The organism is Alteromonas sp. G4i13, from assembly GCF_054960505.1.
In genome coordinates this window covers 156,149-171,518 of sequence record NZ_JBHNYX010000001.1, presented here as the reverse complement: position 1 = coordinate 171,518, position 15,370 = coordinate 156,149, and the positions used below count along the sequence as shown (strand labels likewise).

At 45.1% G+C, this 15,370-nt stretch carries 15 protein-coding genes; 2 read left to right on the top strand and 13 right to left on the bottom strand.

From position 1 onward, the window contains the following. Positions 1-39: 39 nt before the first annotated feature. From fliG to ACFI6J_RS00765, 7 genes are all read right to left on the bottom strand, one after another. On the bottom strand, positions 40-1,080 hold the full coding sequence (fliG, locus tag ACFI6J_RS00795; protein WP_014975903.1) for a flagellar motor switch protein FliG: 1,041 nt from the start codon (positions 1,078-1,080) through the stop codon (positions 40-42). A gap of 12 nt (positions 1,081-1,092) precedes the next feature. Then, the gene (gene fliF, locus ACFI6J_RS00790; protein WP_014948631.1) at positions 1,093-2,787 is read right to left on the bottom strand and encodes a flagellar basal-body MS-ring/collar protein FliF; all 1,695 of its coding nucleotides are present in this window, start codon (positions 2,785-2,787) and stop codon (positions 1,093-1,095) included. A 12-nt stretch (positions 2,788-2,799) separates the two neighbouring features. Then, positions 2,800-3,135, bottom strand: coding sequence for a flagellar hook-basal body complex protein FliE (gene fliE / locus ACFI6J_RS00785; protein ID WP_014948630.1), 336 nt, complete (start codon positions 3,133-3,135; stop codon positions 2,800-2,802). Between the two features lie 241 nt (positions 3,136-3,376). Further along, positions 3,377-4,714 carry a sigma-54-dependent transcriptional regulator gene (locus ACFI6J_RS00780; protein WP_239299890.1) on the bottom strand — a complete coding sequence of 446 codons (1,338 nt, stop codon included), beginning with the start codon at positions 4,712-4,714 and terminating at the stop codon, positions 3,377-3,379. 16 nt (positions 4,715-4,730) lie between these two features. Next, positions 4,731-5,873 (bottom strand): sensor histidine kinase, encoded by a 1,143-nt coding sequence (locus tag ACFI6J_RS00775; protein ID WP_239299892.1) that lies wholly within the window; start codon positions 5,871-5,873, stop codon positions 4,731-4,733. Between the two features lie 136 nt (positions 5,874-6,009). Further along, on the bottom strand, positions 6,010-7,473 hold the full coding sequence (locus ACFI6J_RS00770) for a sigma-54 dependent transcriptional regulator (RefSeq protein ID WP_239218636.1): 1,464 nt from the start codon (positions 7,471-7,473) through the stop codon (positions 6,010-6,012). Between the two features lie 163 nt (positions 7,474-7,636). Beyond that, on the bottom strand, positions 7,637-8,437 hold the full coding sequence (locus ACFI6J_RS00765; RefSeq protein WP_239244388.1) for a flagellin: 801 nt from the start codon (positions 8,435-8,437) through the stop codon (positions 7,637-7,639). Positions 8,438-8,670: 233 nt separating this feature from the next. Here ACFI6J_RS00765 and pseB point away from each other — a divergent pair, with 233 nt between their 5' ends. Further along, the gene (gene pseB, locus ACFI6J_RS00760) at positions 8,671-9,672 is read left to right on the top strand and encodes a UDP-N-acetylglucosamine 4,6-dehydratase (inverting) (RefSeq protein ID WP_014975898.1); all 1,002 of its coding nucleotides are present in this window, start codon (positions 8,671-8,673) and stop codon (positions 9,670-9,672) included. Continuing rightward, complete coding sequence (gene pseC / locus ACFI6J_RS00755) at positions 9,669-10,838, top strand: UDP-4-amino-4,6-dideoxy-N-acetyl-beta-L-altrosamine transaminase (protein ID WP_039224844.1); 1,170 nt, start codon at positions 9,669-9,671, stop codon at positions 10,836-10,838. The genes pseB and pseC overlap by 4 nt, the downstream gene beginning before the upstream one ends. On the opposite strand, the gene pseI is transcribed toward pseC, so the two are convergent. The 6 genes from pseI to pseG are packed head-to-tail and all read right to left on the bottom strand — an operon-like array spanning position 10,819 to position 15,370. Continuing rightward, a complete protein-coding gene (gene pseI / locus ACFI6J_RS00750; RefSeq protein WP_014975896.1) occupies positions 10,819-11,844 on the bottom strand; it encodes a pseudaminic acid synthase in 1,026 nt (341 codons plus the stop codon). The two genes, pseC and pseI, sit on opposite strands and share 20 nt — an antisense overlap. 3 nt (positions 11,845-11,847) lie before the next feature. Further along, a complete protein-coding gene (locus tag ACFI6J_RS00745; protein ID WP_014975895.1) occupies positions 11,848-12,075 on the bottom strand; it encodes an acyl carrier protein in 228 nt (75 codons plus the stop codon). After that, positions 12,065-13,003: a ketoacyl-ACP synthase III gene (locus ACFI6J_RS00740; protein WP_014975894.1), complete on the bottom strand. Its 939-nt coding sequence runs from the start codon at positions 13,001-13,003 to the stop codon at positions 12,065-12,067. Before ACFI6J_RS00740 ends, ACFI6J_RS00745 begins: the two co-directional genes overlap by 11 nt. Position 13,004: 1 nt before the next feature. Continuing rightward, positions 13,005-13,595, bottom strand: a complete 591-nt coding sequence (locus tag ACFI6J_RS00735) for a hypothetical protein (RefSeq protein WP_348670793.1) — start codon at positions 13,593-13,595, stop codon at positions 13,005-13,007. Continuing rightward, positions 13,595-14,239: an acetyltransferase gene (locus ACFI6J_RS00730; protein WP_039224837.1), complete on the bottom strand. Its 645-nt coding sequence runs from the start codon at positions 14,237-14,239 to the stop codon at positions 13,595-13,597. Before ACFI6J_RS00730 ends, ACFI6J_RS00735 begins: the two co-directional genes overlap by 1 nt. A gap of 9 nt (positions 14,240-14,248) precedes the next feature. Continuing rightward, positions 14,249-15,370, bottom strand: a complete 1,122-nt coding sequence (gene pseG, locus ACFI6J_RS00725; RefSeq protein ID WP_239299902.1) for a UDP-2,4-diacetamido-2,4,6-trideoxy-beta-L-altropyranose hydrolase — start codon at positions 15,368-15,370, stop codon at positions 14,249-14,251.

Genomic DNA, 15,370 nt, shown 5'->3' with positions numbered 1-15,370 from the left:
ATATTTACCTAGGCTAAATGAGTGACGGGACTAGCGTTCCTACAGGAACTCTTCGCCACCGCCACCACCAAGCATGATTTCACCAGAGTCAGAAAGTCGACGGGCAACAGAAAGGATCTCTTTCTGCGCTGTTTCCACTTCACTAATACGCACAGGACCGAGCGCTTCCAAATCATCATTAAGCATTTCAGCAGCACGCTTAGACATGTTGCGCATAATTTTGTCTTTGAGCTCTTCGTCAGCACCTTTAATGGCTTTAAGCAGCGCGTCTTGCTGTACTTCGCGCAGTATGGCCTGAATACCCTTGTCGTCTACATCGACTAAATTGTCGAATACAAACATCAGGTCTTGAATTTGCTGGCTCATCTCTTCGTCTTGCTCGCGAATAGCATCCATCAACTGACCTTCTATCGCGGTATCTAGGTAGTTCATAATGTTCGCTGCAGACTTCAAGCCGCCCATTTTGGCTGCTTGTGTACCCGCTTGACCTGCAAACTGTTTCTCCATGATTTCGTTCAGCTCTTGTAGTGCAGCCGGCTGAACTTCCTCTAGATTTGCTATACGCATTAGCAAGTCGAGTCGCACTTTTTCAGGGAACTGCGCCAATATTTCAGCACTTTGTTCAGGCTCTAAATAAGACAATACGATAGTTTGAATCTGCGGGTGCTCATTGCGAATAATGCTGGCTACTTGCTTAGAATCCATCCACTTCAATGAGTCTAGGCCTTTTGCACCGCTTCCCATCAGGATTTGATCAATTAGGTTTGCCGCCTTATCTTCACCTAACGCGGCTGTTAGCGCACGTTTAACAAAGTCTTGGCTTTGGAAGCCAATGGTACTGTAATTCTGAATTTCTTCGATAAAGTGCTTATGAACCGCCGTAATTTTGGTTTGCGTCATATCGTCCACTTTTGCCATTTCAGTACCGAGCTTTTGTACTTGCTTGGGCTCTAAGTGTTTCAATATCTGGGCGGCGTCTTCTTCAGAAAGACTCAGCAGCAAGATGGCCGCTTTTTCTACGCCTTCTAATTTACTGACGTCGTATGACGGCTCGTCAACATTGGCAAGTTCTTCAGCCATAATCTTATCTCACTACTCGTCTTGCATTAACCAGCCCTTCACGACTTGGGCTGATAACTCAGGTTCATTGGCCACAAGGGCACGTACAGCTTTAAGTACATCTTCATCTTTGTGCAGGTCAGGCAGCATGAGTGAACCATCTGGCGCAAAACCTACCTGTCCTTCGTCAAAGTCAGACGTTAACATGCTAATGGTGTCGTCGCCTAAATCTAAGCCCTCGTCTGCATCAAATTCATCGGCGTCGTTCGACTCATCAGGATTAATAAGACGACGTAGCATAGGACGAATCACGAAGATGATAAGCACTATTATAACCAAGCCACCAACAACTAGCTTAAGAATTGGTAGAAATCCGGGCTGCTCCCAAATAGGCGCGTCTTCAATTTCCCCTGCGTCCATCCGAGTAAAGGGCACGCTTACAACTTCTAACGAATCACCACGGGTAACGTCAAAGCCAATGCCGCCCTGTAAAAGCCTACGTATGTTGAGAATCTCTTCTTGTTTACGCGGTGTTGGCGTCATCGCACCGTCTTCACCCGCAACTTGGGTATAGTCCACCGCCACAGATACACTTAATCTGCGAATAACCCCTGTCTGTTTCTTGGTATGACTGATAGTGGTATCAAGTTCGTAGTTGCGTGTTGATTCTTTCGCTGTGCGCCCCGGCATAGTTTGTTGACTGCCGCCCACAGCATTTTCTGGAATATTAGAATCTAACGGAGGCTGATTAGACAGTGCACCAGGAATACCGCCAACACCTCCACCTACGCTGTTTTCTTCCATTATCATTTCACTGCGAACCGCAGGTAAATCAGGGTTGTAGCTACGCTGTGTTTGTTCCATAGCTGTAAAGTCCATGGTAACGTCAGCTTGTGCTGTGTAGTTACCTATGCCCAATACTGGAATCAGTATCGCGTCAATTTTTTCTAAGTACTCTTGCTCACGCTGGCGCTCAATCTCGTATTCTTTTCTGGCACGAGCACTCATAGAATCTTGAGAGCCTGAGTTCAGCAGACGACCATTGCTGTCTGTTACTGTTACCTTAGACGGCTCCATGTTTTGAACTGCAGACGCAACGATATCGACAACAGCATCAACCTCTTCACCTGCAATAACGGCACCGCGCTTAGCCGTTAGCACAACGGTTGCCGACGCTTTCTTCTCTCTTCGCGCAAATACGTTCTCTTTAGGCATAGCTAACAAGACACGGGCTTTTTGAATGCTTGCGATATCTTCGATGGTAGCCGCGATTTGTTGCTCGCGGGCGTGTTTTAAACGTTCCATCTCAACACGCTGGCTCACACCAAACCCCATATCCTGCATAATGATATCGGTACCGGCATCAGAGGCCTTTGTTAGCCCTTGGCGGGTCATGCCTAAACGGATGTTTTGGAATTCGTCACTTCTCACGTAAACAATATTGCCTTCAAGCTTATAGTCGATTTGGTTTGCATCCATATAATCGAGAGTTTCAATAAGCTCTTGGGTTTCCATTTTCGCAAGTGGACGGTAATCAGGTTCTTGCGACCAGATAAGAATAAAAATAGCGATGGCGACGCAGATTACCAAAACAACCACAAGGGCCATTTGGCGCATCATATCTGCGCTACCTAAAGTGTCCATAAAACCAGATTTGTTTTCTGGCTCATTGTCCACTGCTTGATTTTGATCAGGAACCGTAAGGTTTGTACCTGTAGCTTCAGCCATAACCTACTCCACCTACACCGGCATATTCATTATTGTTTTATAGGCTTCAAGTACTTTGTTACGTACTTGAACAGTGGCTTCAAAAGCAATGCCCGCCTTTTCTTTCGTCAGCATAACTTGAGCTAGACTTAAGTTAGGGTCGCCCATTTCAAAACGCTGCTGCGCGTCTTTAGATTCGAGCTGCATGCCGTTTACACCATCTACCGCATTCTTTAGCATGGTCGAGAAATCACTTGCCGAGCTATTAACTTCACTAAGCGGCTGCTGTTGAGGCTCATTAACTTGAAGACGAGTTTGCCCAATCATGTTCTGCATTTCTTGATACAAACTATTGGCTTTAACGTCCATAACCACTCCTAGTGCTTTTTCGAGACCGCCTGAACATCGGCGTATAACTTATGTATAGAGGGGATTTAGCAAAGGGCTTGCCAACTTTAAAAAACAATATATATCAATAAGATAAATCAAAAATAAGAGGGTTAGCCAAATTTATGGCGTTTGATTTAGTGTGAGCAACAAAAAACCGCCGCCTTCTTTACTACAAAGGCGACGGATAAGGACGAGGAAACCGAAAGTGTAGAAAGCGACCTTATGCGGGCACTTCAATACCGTCTTCGCGCATGCGCGCTAATTTGTAACGAAGGGTTCTTGGACTAATGCCGAGCTTTTCTGCCACATCTTTACGCTTGCCGTTACACGACACCAATGTATCGAGGATAATTTGATGTTCTTGGTAGCGCAGCTCAGACCCTAGCCTATTTTCTTCAACATGCTCTTGCAGTGTTTCAACAGGTGCAGTCATGTCTTCGTCAATCATTAAATCGCTGGCGTCGATTTCATTGTGTTCACATAAAATAAGCGCCCTTTGAACCACGTTTTCTAGTTCGCGAACGTTCCCTGGCCAGCTGTATTGTGATAGCTTATTGCGTGCTGCTGCGCTTAACCTGATAGTACCCAGCCCTTGAGAACTAGCGTGACGCTGAACCAGGTGTTCGGCAAGAGGGACAATATCACCCGGACGTTCCGAAAGCGGGCGCCACTCAATAGGGAATACATTTAAGCGGTAGTACAAATCTTCTCTGAACTCTCCCGCATCCACTGCTTTTCTCAAATCTCTGTTACTTGTAGCAATAACACGGACGTTGAGCTTAACCGTTTTACGTCCGCCAAGACGCTCTACTTCGCGCTCTTGTAACACGCGTAGCAGTTTAGCTTGAAGCGCCAAATCCATCTCGGTTATTTCATCAAGTAACAGCGTACCGTCTTGGGCTTGTTCAAATTTACCCGGGCAAGCTTGGATTGCGCCGGTGAACGCACCTTTTTCGTAACCAAACAAGGTCGCTTCTAGCATATTCTCTGGTATGGCTGCACAGTTGATGGCGACAAATGGCGCTTCACTGCGCGGCGACTGATCGTGAATATAGCGAGACAGCACTTCTTTACCCGAACCGCTTGGTCCCATTACCATCACAGTGGCGTCGGACTTCGCGACTTTGCGAGAAAGCTCAAGTAACTTCAAGCTAGAAGGGTCAGCAACAATAGGCGTGCGTGACTCTATTTTTTGTGCAGGCGCGTAGCGTCCCACTAAATTAAGCAGTACTTCAGGGGCAAACGGTTTTGATAGATAATCTGTTGCGCCATCGCGCATTGCCTGCACGGCATCATCAATAGTGGCATAGGCTGTCATCAATAGCACCGGCATATTGGGGTACTTGGTCTTGATACTTTTAAGTAGCGTTAAACCGCTCATTTCGCCCATTTGAATATCGCTTACCACTAAGTCGACGGAGCGCGAAGACAGCACCATTAACGCTTCTTCAGCACAGTCAGCGGCAACAACCTCATAGTTACCTAACAGAAGGGTGTCTAGGAGTGCTTCGCGTAATCCTGCGTCATCTTCAACAATTAAAATGGTAGTTTTAGACATTATTCTCTCCTATGACCTACGCAACATGAGTCAATGTTTGTGAAGATTGAGCATTCACAACACACGGCAAAGACACACTAAAGCACGCCCCACCTTCTGGCATATTTGATACGCTAAGCAAACCGTTGTGGGCGTTTACGACGGATTTAACCACCGCAAGGCCAAGGCCCGTGCCATGAGTTTTAGTTGTGAAAAACGGTTCAAAAATTTTGTTTTTGAGTTTATCCGGTACGCCAGGACCTTTATCTATAATAGCCACATGCAAACGTTTATCAGACACTGCAGTTTCTACGTGTACGCACTCCCCTTTCGGAGTAACTTGGCTCGCGTTGTGAACAAGGTTTAATAACGCGCCTTGAAGCGCTGTAAGATTACCGGTAATAGATACGTTTTTATCGAAGCCACTAAAAGTTAGCGTTTGCTGTGCTTGAGCCGTCATGGTTTGGGCACTGCCTTCAATTGAAGTAAACAACTCTCCCAAGCTAATTTGGCTGACCACTTGTTCTTCCCCTGACTTAGCGAACAGCAGCATGTCGTTAACCTGACTCTCTAGCTCTTTAAGCCTGTCAGTTAGCTTGTTTGCAAATTGAGTTTGTGCTTCTTGTCCCAAGCCTTTGCGCGTTAAATTAGACGCATAGAGCATGGCCGCAGAAAGAGGCGTACGAATTTGGTGAGCAAGGGATGCCACCATTTTTCCGAGAGAAGACAGGCGCTGCATATGACTCACGCGTGCTTGCAGCTGCCGCGTTTCGGTTAAGTCGGTAATAACAATTAATTGCCCAGGCTCATTTTCTAATGGCGTGATAGAAAGCTTCACTCGGCGACCGTCAACAAGTGAGACTTCGTGGCCGTCGTCAGCGCGGGGCTTAAATGAGCGCGTGATAATACTTCGCCACACTTCCTCTTCCAGCGGTTCACCTAACAGTGCTTTCGCTTGTTCATTGGCTTGGCGTACGATCCCTTTGCCGTCTATAACGATAACGCCCGCAGGCATTACCTGAAGTAAGTGTTCAAGTCGACTCGCCTGCAACCGTAAAGACGAAATATCGTCACTGCTTGACGGGTCGTATTCATCACGAGATATCGCATTATCAATACTATCTAACGCATAGCTTGATGCTGAGTACTCAGTTGATTGTGGTGTGCTGTCAAAAGCCATATTGCCCTCGTCAAATTGCAGACGCTGTTAAACTATGACTTAGATAAAGCAGAAGATGTGCCAATTCATCATTGGCTTATTTTTCAGTTAGATAGGATAAAATTATAGAGGAAAGCGCAACGTCAATTACCTGACATTACGCTTCTTCAGTGCGCTGAATATCATATTTCCGCATTTTCTCGACGAGCGTTGTTCTGCGCATACCAAGTTTGTCGGCAGCTCGAGCCACCACCCAATCTTGATTGTCTAACGCCTGTCGAATGAGGTTTACTTCCAACTCAGAAAGATACTCTTTGAGATTAACCCCTTCTTCAGGTAAAGATGAAGAAACCATTCCGTTCAGACCCTCATGGCTTTGCTCGTTAAGGTCTTCTTCTGGCTCTTGCGCGGCCGCTTCAGCAAAGAGTGCATTGAATGCTTCACGCTCAAGAATTTCTTCTGGATAATCAGGCTCGTAAGCCTGTACATCACCGTATTGATATTTCTCAGGTAAATCGGCGATATCAACGATTTGACCAGGATAAAGAATTGTTAAGCGTTCAACCAAGTTAGACAGCTCACGAACGTTGCCTGCCCATTCGTGCTCCATTAACGAGGCGATCGCTTGCTCGGTAAAGCGCACACCTTCCACCCCATCACCTTGGATACGGCTATTTAGCTCTTGGAGCAGTAAGGGGATATCGTCTTTTCTTTGTCTAAGTGCAGGGCTATCAATCGGGAATACGTTGAGTCGGTAATACAAGTCCTCACGGAACTTGTCTTCATTGATCATGGTTTCCAAATTGCGGTGCGTCGCGGCGATGATGCGTACGTTACACTGAAGGGGTTTGTTGCCACCTACGCGCTCGAAGGTACGCTCTTGTAACACGCGCAATAATTTAACCTGCATCTGAAGCGGCATATCGCCGATTTCATCCAGAAACAACGTACCGCCTTCCGCTAACTCAAAACGGCCTTTACGCGCGCTGATTGCGCCAGTAAACGCCCCTTTTTCGTGACCAAATAGCTCGCTTTCTAACAGCTCGCCAGGAATGGCACCGCAGTTTACCGGAATAAATGGCCCGTCTTTGCGTTCAGATAAGAAGTGAACATTACGTGCAACGACCTCTTTACCTGTTCCAGACTCACCTAGAATCAAGACAGTGGCATCAGTTGGAGCAACCTGTTCAACTAATCGACGAACTATTTGTATTTGTTCGCTTTTACCAATAAGGCTTCTAAACAGTCGCGTCTTTGTTCCCGATGTACGAGACAAGCTCGGTTTGCGCCTTGAGTATTCTTGGCAACGATGGATAGCTTGGGTCAAAACGGGATAGGTTAATGGCGTTGCAATAACGCTAACGAGATTACAACCTGCTGATGCTTGGCTATTATTTTCAACCAATGCTACAAATGGTATGTGAGGAAACTTCTCAACCAGTCCGCTGACTATGGCTGGCGATATGTGCTCAATAAGAACAGCATCAGCCCCACTATCTTGCAAATACCGTTCGCAATCACTAAAGCCTCGCGATTGACACGATTCTCCCATGAAGGTAACGATAGTTTCCAAGTTTTGAATAAGTTCCTGGTTGTCACTAACCAGCAAAATGTTCTTCATCAATTCCCCGAGAACGCTTTGTTATTATTTACAGTTTAGCGCATTTATAAATTGTAACGACAAAAGATCGGAGCGCAACCGCTGTTTTCGGAAATGTATCAATAAAAAAAGCAGGTTACCCTGCTTCTTTCGAATAATTTTAGCAAAATTAATTCATGTTGGTTTAACTCAACAGTGATAAAACCTGACTTTGCTGCTGATTCGCTTGCGCTTGAACGGTTAGCGCCGCCTGACCAAGCACATCGTTTGACGCCTGCTGTGACACAGCTTGAGCAAAATCAAGATCTTGAATGCGGCTACGCGCTTCAGCGGTGTTCACGTTAGCTTGAGTAAGAGAACGCGCCGCACTTTCGAAACGGTTTTGGGTAGCACCTAAATCGCCTCGCGCGTTACCGAGCGTTTCAATTGCAGCATCAGTTGCACCTAGCGCATCTTCAATGCTGGTTCCCGACGTAATATCGATAGCCAGTACATCGTTTAATTGAGCAGCAACATCCTGTGTGTTGACGCTTATTGATTGGCCCGCACTTGAACCTGATTGGAATTCAAGTGAGCCATTTTCAGATAATAACGGCTTGCCAGCAAAATTCGTCTGCTCAATGGTTTGGGAGATATTCTCTTGTAGCTGTGTTATTTCAGATTGGATAGCACGGCGATCGCCACTGCTTAAAACACCATTACCAGATTGTAAGGTAAGTTCGCGAATGCGGTTTACATCGTCATTGATGCTGCCTAAACCACCCTCTGCCACCTGCGCCACCGAAATTCCGTCGTAAACGTTATTAATAGCCTGGCGGTTGCCTTCTACTTCTGAAGTTAACCGGTCGATGATTTGCTGGGCCGCTGCGCCGTCAGTTGCATCGTTAATTTTCTTACCACTGGCAAGCTTCTCAAACAGGTTATTTTGCTTTTCTTGGATTTGACCAATAAGCGAGTTACCTGAATCGGAACCTATTTTAATCATGAGGCTACCCTATTAAACTTTCACTTAATATAGTGTAGTAAATAGACAGAAGAATAACGAGTGACTGTTTTTTTAAAGAGTATGAAAATGAATACCCAACGGCTCAACGGTATCGTTACTGTTGAGTATTTCACTTTTTATTTAAGGAAGACTCGTTAAAAACTAATGGTTTATGGCATTGTTGCCGACACATGATATATTTAAACGATAATCATAAAAATCGTGGGCGATCTATGTTTGACGGCAAGTCTATATTGATAACAGGTGGTACAGGTTCGTTCGGTCATAAATACACCGAAAATTTGTTATCACGCTATAACCCCAAGCGCTTAATTATCTATTCGCGTGACGAGCTAAAACAGTTCGAAATGCAGCAGAAATTTAATGCTCCCTGCATGCGCTACTTTATCGGTGATGTGCGAGATAAAGACCGCCTTACGCGCGCAATGCAAGGGGTAGACTACGTTATCCATGCTGCCGCCATGAAACAAGTTCCGGCTGCTGAATATAATCCCACGGAGTGCATCCGCACTAATATCGATGGCGCTGAAAACGTTATAAACGCAGCTATTGATAATTCGGTAAGCAAAGTTATCGCGCTGTCGACCGACAAAGCAGCTAACCCCGTTAATTTGTACGGTGCGACTAAGCTCGCTTCCGATAAGCTGTTTGTTGCAGCAAATAATATGGTTGGCGCGGGCAGACCTCGATTTTCTGTAGTGAGATACGGGAATGTAGTGGGCTCTAGAGGCTCGGTTGTTCCGTTTTTCAATAAGCTCATTGAAGAAGGCACTGACCATATTCCGGTTACGCATAAAGATATGACGCGATTTTGGATAACACTTCAGCAGGGCGTCGACTTTGTTTTGAAGAATTTCGAGCGCATGATGGGTGGCGAAATATTTGTGCCCAAAATACCGTCAATTAGAATTACCGATTTAGCCGAAGCCATGGCACCAGGTGTACCAATTAAGATAGTGGGTATTCGACCTGGCGAGAAACTTCACGAAATGATGTGCCCTGGCGACATGGCCTTTCACACTTTCGAATATGACGATCACTTTGTCATTGCACCATCCATCAAGTTCTTCCACAGGAGTAATAACTTTACTTCAAACGGACTGGAGGAAGTAGGTAAGCCAGTTTCAGATGGTTTCGAATATGTATCTGATACAAATCCACATTTTCTCACGGTAGAGGAAATAGTTTCCTGTAATAAGGATGCGGATAAGTGATCCCATACGGACGTCAGTCGATTGATGAAGATGACATTAACACCGTCGTTAATTCACTAAAATCCAACTGGCTAACGCAAGGCCCAGCCGTACCAGCATTTGAAGAAGCTCTGACTCTGCAAAGCGGTGCTAAGCATGCTGTAGCGGTTAACAGCGCTACGTCAGCACTGCACCTTGCTTGCCTTGCTCTTGGAGTAGAGAAAAACGATACGGTATGGACCAGCCCCAACTCCTTCGTTGCCTCTGCGAATTGTGCACTTTACTGCGGTGCCGAGGTAGACTTTGTTGATGTAGAGCCCACAACAGGCAATATGGATGTAAGTGCATTAGCCGCAAAGTTAGCGCAGGCTAAAGAGCATGGGACCCTTCCCAAAGCTGTCATTCCCGTGCATTTCGCAGGTCAGTCATGCGACATGAAAGCTATTGCGGCGCTCGCTGAAAAATATCACTTTCGTATTATCGAAGATGCTTCTCACGCTATTGGCGCGAAATACCGCGATCAGCCAGTTGGAAGCTGTCAGTATTCAGACATTACGGTTTTCAGTTTTCACCCCGTTAAGATAATCACTACGATGGAAGGCGGCGCGGCGTTAACCAACAACAGCGAGTTAGCTCGAAAAATTCAGCTGATGCGAAGCCACGGCGTTACGGCAGTTCAGGACGAAATGACAGAAGTTTCTCATGGACCTTGGTACTACCAACAGGTGCTATTGGGCTTTAACTACCGCATGAACGATGTAGAGGCTGCACTAGGCACAAGTCAGCTAACAAAACTGGCTCAATTCGTTGAGCAAAGAAACGTACTCGCGGCTTTTTATGACAATGCATTCGAACATCAAGCCAATATCACGCCTCTGGATGTAAAAAGTAACTGCTACAGTAGCTATCACTTGTACGTTGTAAGAGCCACAAGGTTGAACTCTGAAACGCATAAAATTGCTATAGAGACCTTGAGAGCGAAGGGAATTTTTGCTCACGTCCACTACATTCCCATTCACCTTCAGCCATTTTATCAAAAATTAGGCTTCAAAAAAGGTGACTACCCGCATGCCGAACAATACTATCACCATGCTATTACGCTACCTCTTTACCCGTCATTAACGCAAGAAGAAGCGCAATACATAGTCGATACGACAATTGACGTTGTTAATCAATTATCGAGTTAACTTCAAGTTCTAATATAGGCTCGCCAATGTTGTAATGTTTAGACGCATCACGACTAAGAAGTGCGTCTAAATGTTGCGGTGCTAAGCCAAACCCAGTTCTAAGTGACTTAACATTATCGTGGGTAAAGGGCTGCCCTTTTTGAATGGGTGCACTGGCGTAAAGCGAACGACGTCTTAGCTTATCTTTTTCGCTTACCGCATAGGTGACTTTACCTAAAGTCTGCTCTACTTGGCGAACGCTTTCTACCATATCAGAAAATTCCCTAGGCTCCATCGAAAACGCTGAATCTGGCCCACCAAGCGATCTGTCTAAAATGAAGTGCTTCTCTATTACTCTCGCTCCCAATGCGGTAGCTGTTATGGGTACAATAGAGCCCATGGTATGGTCAGAAACACCTACAGTCACATCAAATCTAGCGCGCATATCGGCCATGGTTTTCAGATTAGCATCAGCAAGAGTGGAGGGATAATTCGAGGTGCATTTTAGTAGTGTTACCTGATGGTTGTTTTCCCTATGACAGGTTTCCAATGCTAAGGAAATATCCGCCTCTTGAGCAACTCCCGTAGAAATAATTATGGGTTTCCCCGTTTTTGCTACCGCCCTGATTAAAGGAATATCTGTGATTTCAAAGGAGGCTATTTTGTATAGGGGAACGTTCAGTTGCTCTAGAAATGCCACGCCATCTACATCAAATGGACTAGAAAAAAACACCAAGCCTAGCTCTTGAGCCACTTTCTGCAGTGGCTCGTGCCATTCGTAAGGCATAGACGCTTCTTTGTATAAATCCCACAAAGTACGCCCTTTCCACAGCCCTTCTTTGCGCTTTCCAAAAATGTCATTATCAACATTGATAGCTAGCGAATCTGCGGTGTATGTTTGTACTTTAACCGCATTGGCACCTGCTTTCGCCATCGCCTTTATCGTATCGACGGCCAAATCAAAATCGTTATTGTGATTGGCAGACAGCTCGGCAATGATGAAGACTTGGTCGTTAAATGGATACATCTGCTAAGACTTATTAAAATATACAAGCACGTCGTTAATAGACGTTAACTTATCGAGATCTTCATCTGGGACAGTAACGCCAGTCTTACCTTCAAGTTCAACAAATAGATTGAATAGATCTAAGCTATCTAACCCATACTCAGAAAATGCTTGTTCGCTGCCTAGGTTGCTTACATCAGTAGTCACACCAGAGTCAGTCATTGCTTGTTTTACATCTGCTTCAGTTAACATATTCTTCATTCCTCTTTAATAGGCATGTGGCCCACGAAAACCCGACCCCAAACCCGCTTAAAACGAGTCGCGCTGAGTTATCGTTAGACAAATAGTTTTTCAATATTAGGGGGATAGACGAAGAAACGGTGTTACCCGTATTTTCCAGTGCTTTAATAAACTTAGCTTCACTACCTTTGAAGCGTCTTGCTATGGCGTCAACAATAGCTAAGCTTCCTTGGTGTAAAATAAACGCGTCCACACTCTCTTCGGGCCAATCGTTCTTTTCTAATAACGTTTTTATTGCAGGAGCAACGTTCAACGAGGCAAAGTTAAAAACTTGCCTACCATTCATATAAAGCTCGCCTTGTTCAACCTTTAAATGTTCAGCGCCTTTTCCATCAGTACCAAATGAGCAGTCTGACACCACAAGCTGTGGATTTTCACCCATCCATGTGGCAGTAGCGGCGTCGCCGAACAGCATAGAGGTTGTTCTATTAGGCGTTGTAATTACTTTTGAATACGGATCAGCGGTTACCAATACACCATTCTTTTTGCCAGAAGCCGCTAAGAAGCCTTGTAAAATCGATAACCCATATACATACCCTGAGCACCCAAGTGAAACGTCAAACGCCGCAACATGAGTAGGTAGTGCTAACTTTTTATGAACTAATGCCGCACAGTGAGGCAAGCCTTGCCCGTCGGGGTTTTGTGTTACAACAATAAGGGCATCGATGTCTTCTTTGGCAAGATCAGACTCACACAGCAACGCATCAACCGCTTTTACCGCTATATCAGAGGTGTCATCACCTTGTTCTAACCTTGGCAAAAAGCGCGCGCCAAGCTTAGTCTCAACAAATGATGCCGACTCCTCGAAGGTCTCTGCTTGTTTGAAGTTATCGACACCTTCTTTCGGTATGTAACTTGAAATAGCTTTAATGCCTATCATGCTATTCTCCAACAATGAACTGTACGGTTCCAAAACGTTTTCCATCGATAACAACGTCGTTAATTGAAAACTTGTTTTGCATTATCCGCGTGGTTTTAATTGAAAGACTTTCATAACCTATCGGCAGTTCATCAAAAAAGTTAAGCTGCCCCACTAACCACTTGCCCGTCTTTAGACTAAAGAGTGTGTTATGGAGTTTTTTCGTCAAGGCAACCACTAGTTCTACAGTTGTGCAGTCGTTACGAAAAAAAGAAGTCGCCTGCTGCTCATCAGACATGACATCAGCACGTTGTACTAGTATATCTTCGTCAAATGGGTAGGATTCCTGTACTTGCCTTTCTGTCTCAACAATCACGCCTCGCGTTCTTTCTTGTGTGTTCTTATCAAGAAGCTCAACTGTACCAACAATGTTTTTTTCAACATCATCTTCGAGCTGCCCAAACAAAACCTCACACTGCCGATGAATCAATTGTTTAAACACGAGTTTGGTTACGATTTGATTTTCTTCACACACTGCAGTGCTAAACCACGTATAAAAGTCGGTACTATGGAGGTAGTTTCTCGAGCCTTTAAATTTGAGCTGTGTTTTCATTATCGAATCCTCTTAGCCGGATTTCCCAACATGGTAGACTCAGGGGCAACGTCCTTAAAAATTGCTGCTCCTGCTGCCACTGTGCTGTACATCCCAACACGCACGCTGTCTCTCACAACGGAATTTGGCGCTATTTGTACACCTTCCTCAATGTGTGCATAGCCACACAGTGTTGAATTAGGGCCTATATCGACTAAATCATCAACCGCAACATCATGCCCTAAATTAGCATTAGCGCGAATAAAGCAGTTGTCACCCACTCTTGTACCGGGCTGAAGCACAGTATTTGCTGCAATGACAACACCGCAACCGAGTTTAACGTTAAAACCGATGTTCGCTGACGGATGTACCAGCGTAGCTAACCGGTGCTGTGGAATGTTGAGACGCTTAAACTTTTCTGCACGGGCTTTCATTTTTCCCACGGACAACAGTGCATAAACGAATAACGTATCTTCGTCTAAACTTTCCCATTCATGGGGCGCGCCCAAAACTGGCCATCGCTCTATATATTCACCTGCAGGAATATTGTCATTCAAAAAGCCGACTAGCTCTAAAGGCTCGCCAATCTTTATTAGATCAAGCACGATTTGTGCGACAACCAAGCCGTTACCGCCACCACCTATAATCACTACCTTTTTCAACACATCCTGCCTTTATTTGATAATTTCATCTACCCACGGTTGATTGTGGTTGTATGCTTCCATAATCGATAACGCGCTTTGTGACATTGTTTTCAATGTATCTGGAGAGCATCGCAAATTCTCAAGCACATTGACAACGCGTTGTTGAATTTTTTCTAAGCGCTTCGACTCTGTGCTGTAGTCCCCAACATAGACCGCGGCCCCCTTTTCTTCTAATGCGATCGCTTGCGCAACTTGATTTTGTGCAATAGCGAGGACAAGGGTCGGTAGCGCCATTTTACAACGCTCCCAGGACATGGTGCCACCACCACCAATTGCCAGGTCAGCCTGCGCCATTAATGATGAAATATTCGAAGCTTGCACATGTAATTTAAAGCCGTGCTGAGTACAAAATGCGTGTATTAACGGCTTAAATGGGTGATGCTCTCCAATGATGACGTCAACGCTAACGGGTTCATTTAAGCTTGTGCACCACTTTGCGAGCAGCTCGCAGATAAATAGAGTGGCATTGTCTTTATCCATTCCTCCAAAGCATACAAAAATGCGCTTTAGTGCTTGAGGCAATGTAGGGGGGGAAAATGCAAACTCTTCTCGCAACGGAAAATACTGGGGACCGATCATGAGCTTAGTATTATTTTGAATTTTTCCATCCCATTTTTTCTGAGCATCAAGTACTAAATTAGGGTCAATCAATACATCACATTTTAGTGTTCGGTCGGCCAGCCCATCAATAACGACAACTTTTGCATTTAGGGCTTCTTTTAACGCAATGTGCCACTGTGAAGTCAAAGAAAAATGATCTACAACAACAATAACGCGCTCGTTTAATGTTGTATGGTGCAATGCCGCTAATGACTCACGCGCATCATTGGATTCTGTTCCACCTAACCAATGAGCGTGAGGACACCAGTTTCCTGCGTATTCTTGAGCGTTGGAAGTCGGTAACTCGATTACCTTAAAATCTGCGCGTCTGATTTCATCTAAACAATGCCCCTTGTGAGGCTTTGAAATAAAGTATATTGAAATACCGCGCGCTCTTAATAGCTTTGCCAGTGTAAGGCAGCGCATAACATGGCCAGTTCCTATGTGTTCACCACTGTCTACGCGCACCAACGCTGTAATCGAGTTGTTCAT

Bases quoted from the DNA above. Each gene is read 5' to 3' on its own strand.
- ACFI6J_RS00770 (WP_239218636.1), bottom strand. From the start codon at position 7,473: ATGAAGAACATTTTGCTGGTTAGTGACAACCAGGAACTTATTCAAAAC.
- pseB (WP_014975898.1), top strand. From the start codon at position 8,671: ATGTTTGACGGCAAGTCTATATTGATAACAGGTGGTACAGGTTCGTTC.
- ACFI6J_RS00765 (WP_239244388.1), bottom strand. From the start codon at position 8,437: ATGATTAAAATAGGTTCCGATTCAGGTAACTCGCTTATTGGTCAAATC.
- fliF (WP_014948631.1), bottom strand. From the start codon at position 2,787: ATGGCTGAAGCTACAGGTACAAACCTTACGGTTCCTGATCAAAATCAA.
- fliE (WP_014948630.1), bottom strand. From the start codon at position 3,135: ATGGACGTTAAAGCCAATAGTTTGTATCAAGAAATGCAGAACATGATT.
- ACFI6J_RS00735 (WP_348670793.1), bottom strand. From the start codon at position 13,595: ATGAAAACACAGCTCAAATTTAAAGGCTCGAGAAACTACCTCCATAGT.
- ACFI6J_RS00775 (WP_239299892.1), bottom strand. From the start codon at position 5,873: ATGGCTTTTGACAGCACACCACAATCAACTGAGTACTCAGCATCAAGC.
- ACFI6J_RS00780 (WP_239299890.1), bottom strand. From the start codon at position 4,714: ATGTCTAAAACTACCATTTTAATTGTTGAAGATGACGCAGGATTACGC.
- pseG (WP_239299902.1), bottom strand. From the start codon at position 15,370: ATGAACAACTCGATTACAGCGTTGGTGCGCGTAGACAGTGGTGAACAC.
- fliG (WP_014975903.1), bottom strand. From the start codon at position 1,080: ATGGCTGAAGAACTTGCCAATGTTGACGAGCCGTCATACGACGTCAGT.
- ACFI6J_RS00745 (WP_014975895.1), bottom strand. From the start codon at position 12,075: ATGTTAACTGAAGCAGATGTAAAACAAGCAATGACTGACTCTGGTGTG.
- ACFI6J_RS00740 (WP_014975894.1), bottom strand. From the start codon at position 13,003: ATGATAGGCATTAAAGCTATTTCAAGTTACATACCGAAAGAAGGTGTC.
- pseI (WP_014975896.1), bottom strand. From the start codon at position 11,844: ATGTATCCATTTAACGACCAAGTCTTCATCATTGCCGAGCTGTCTGCC.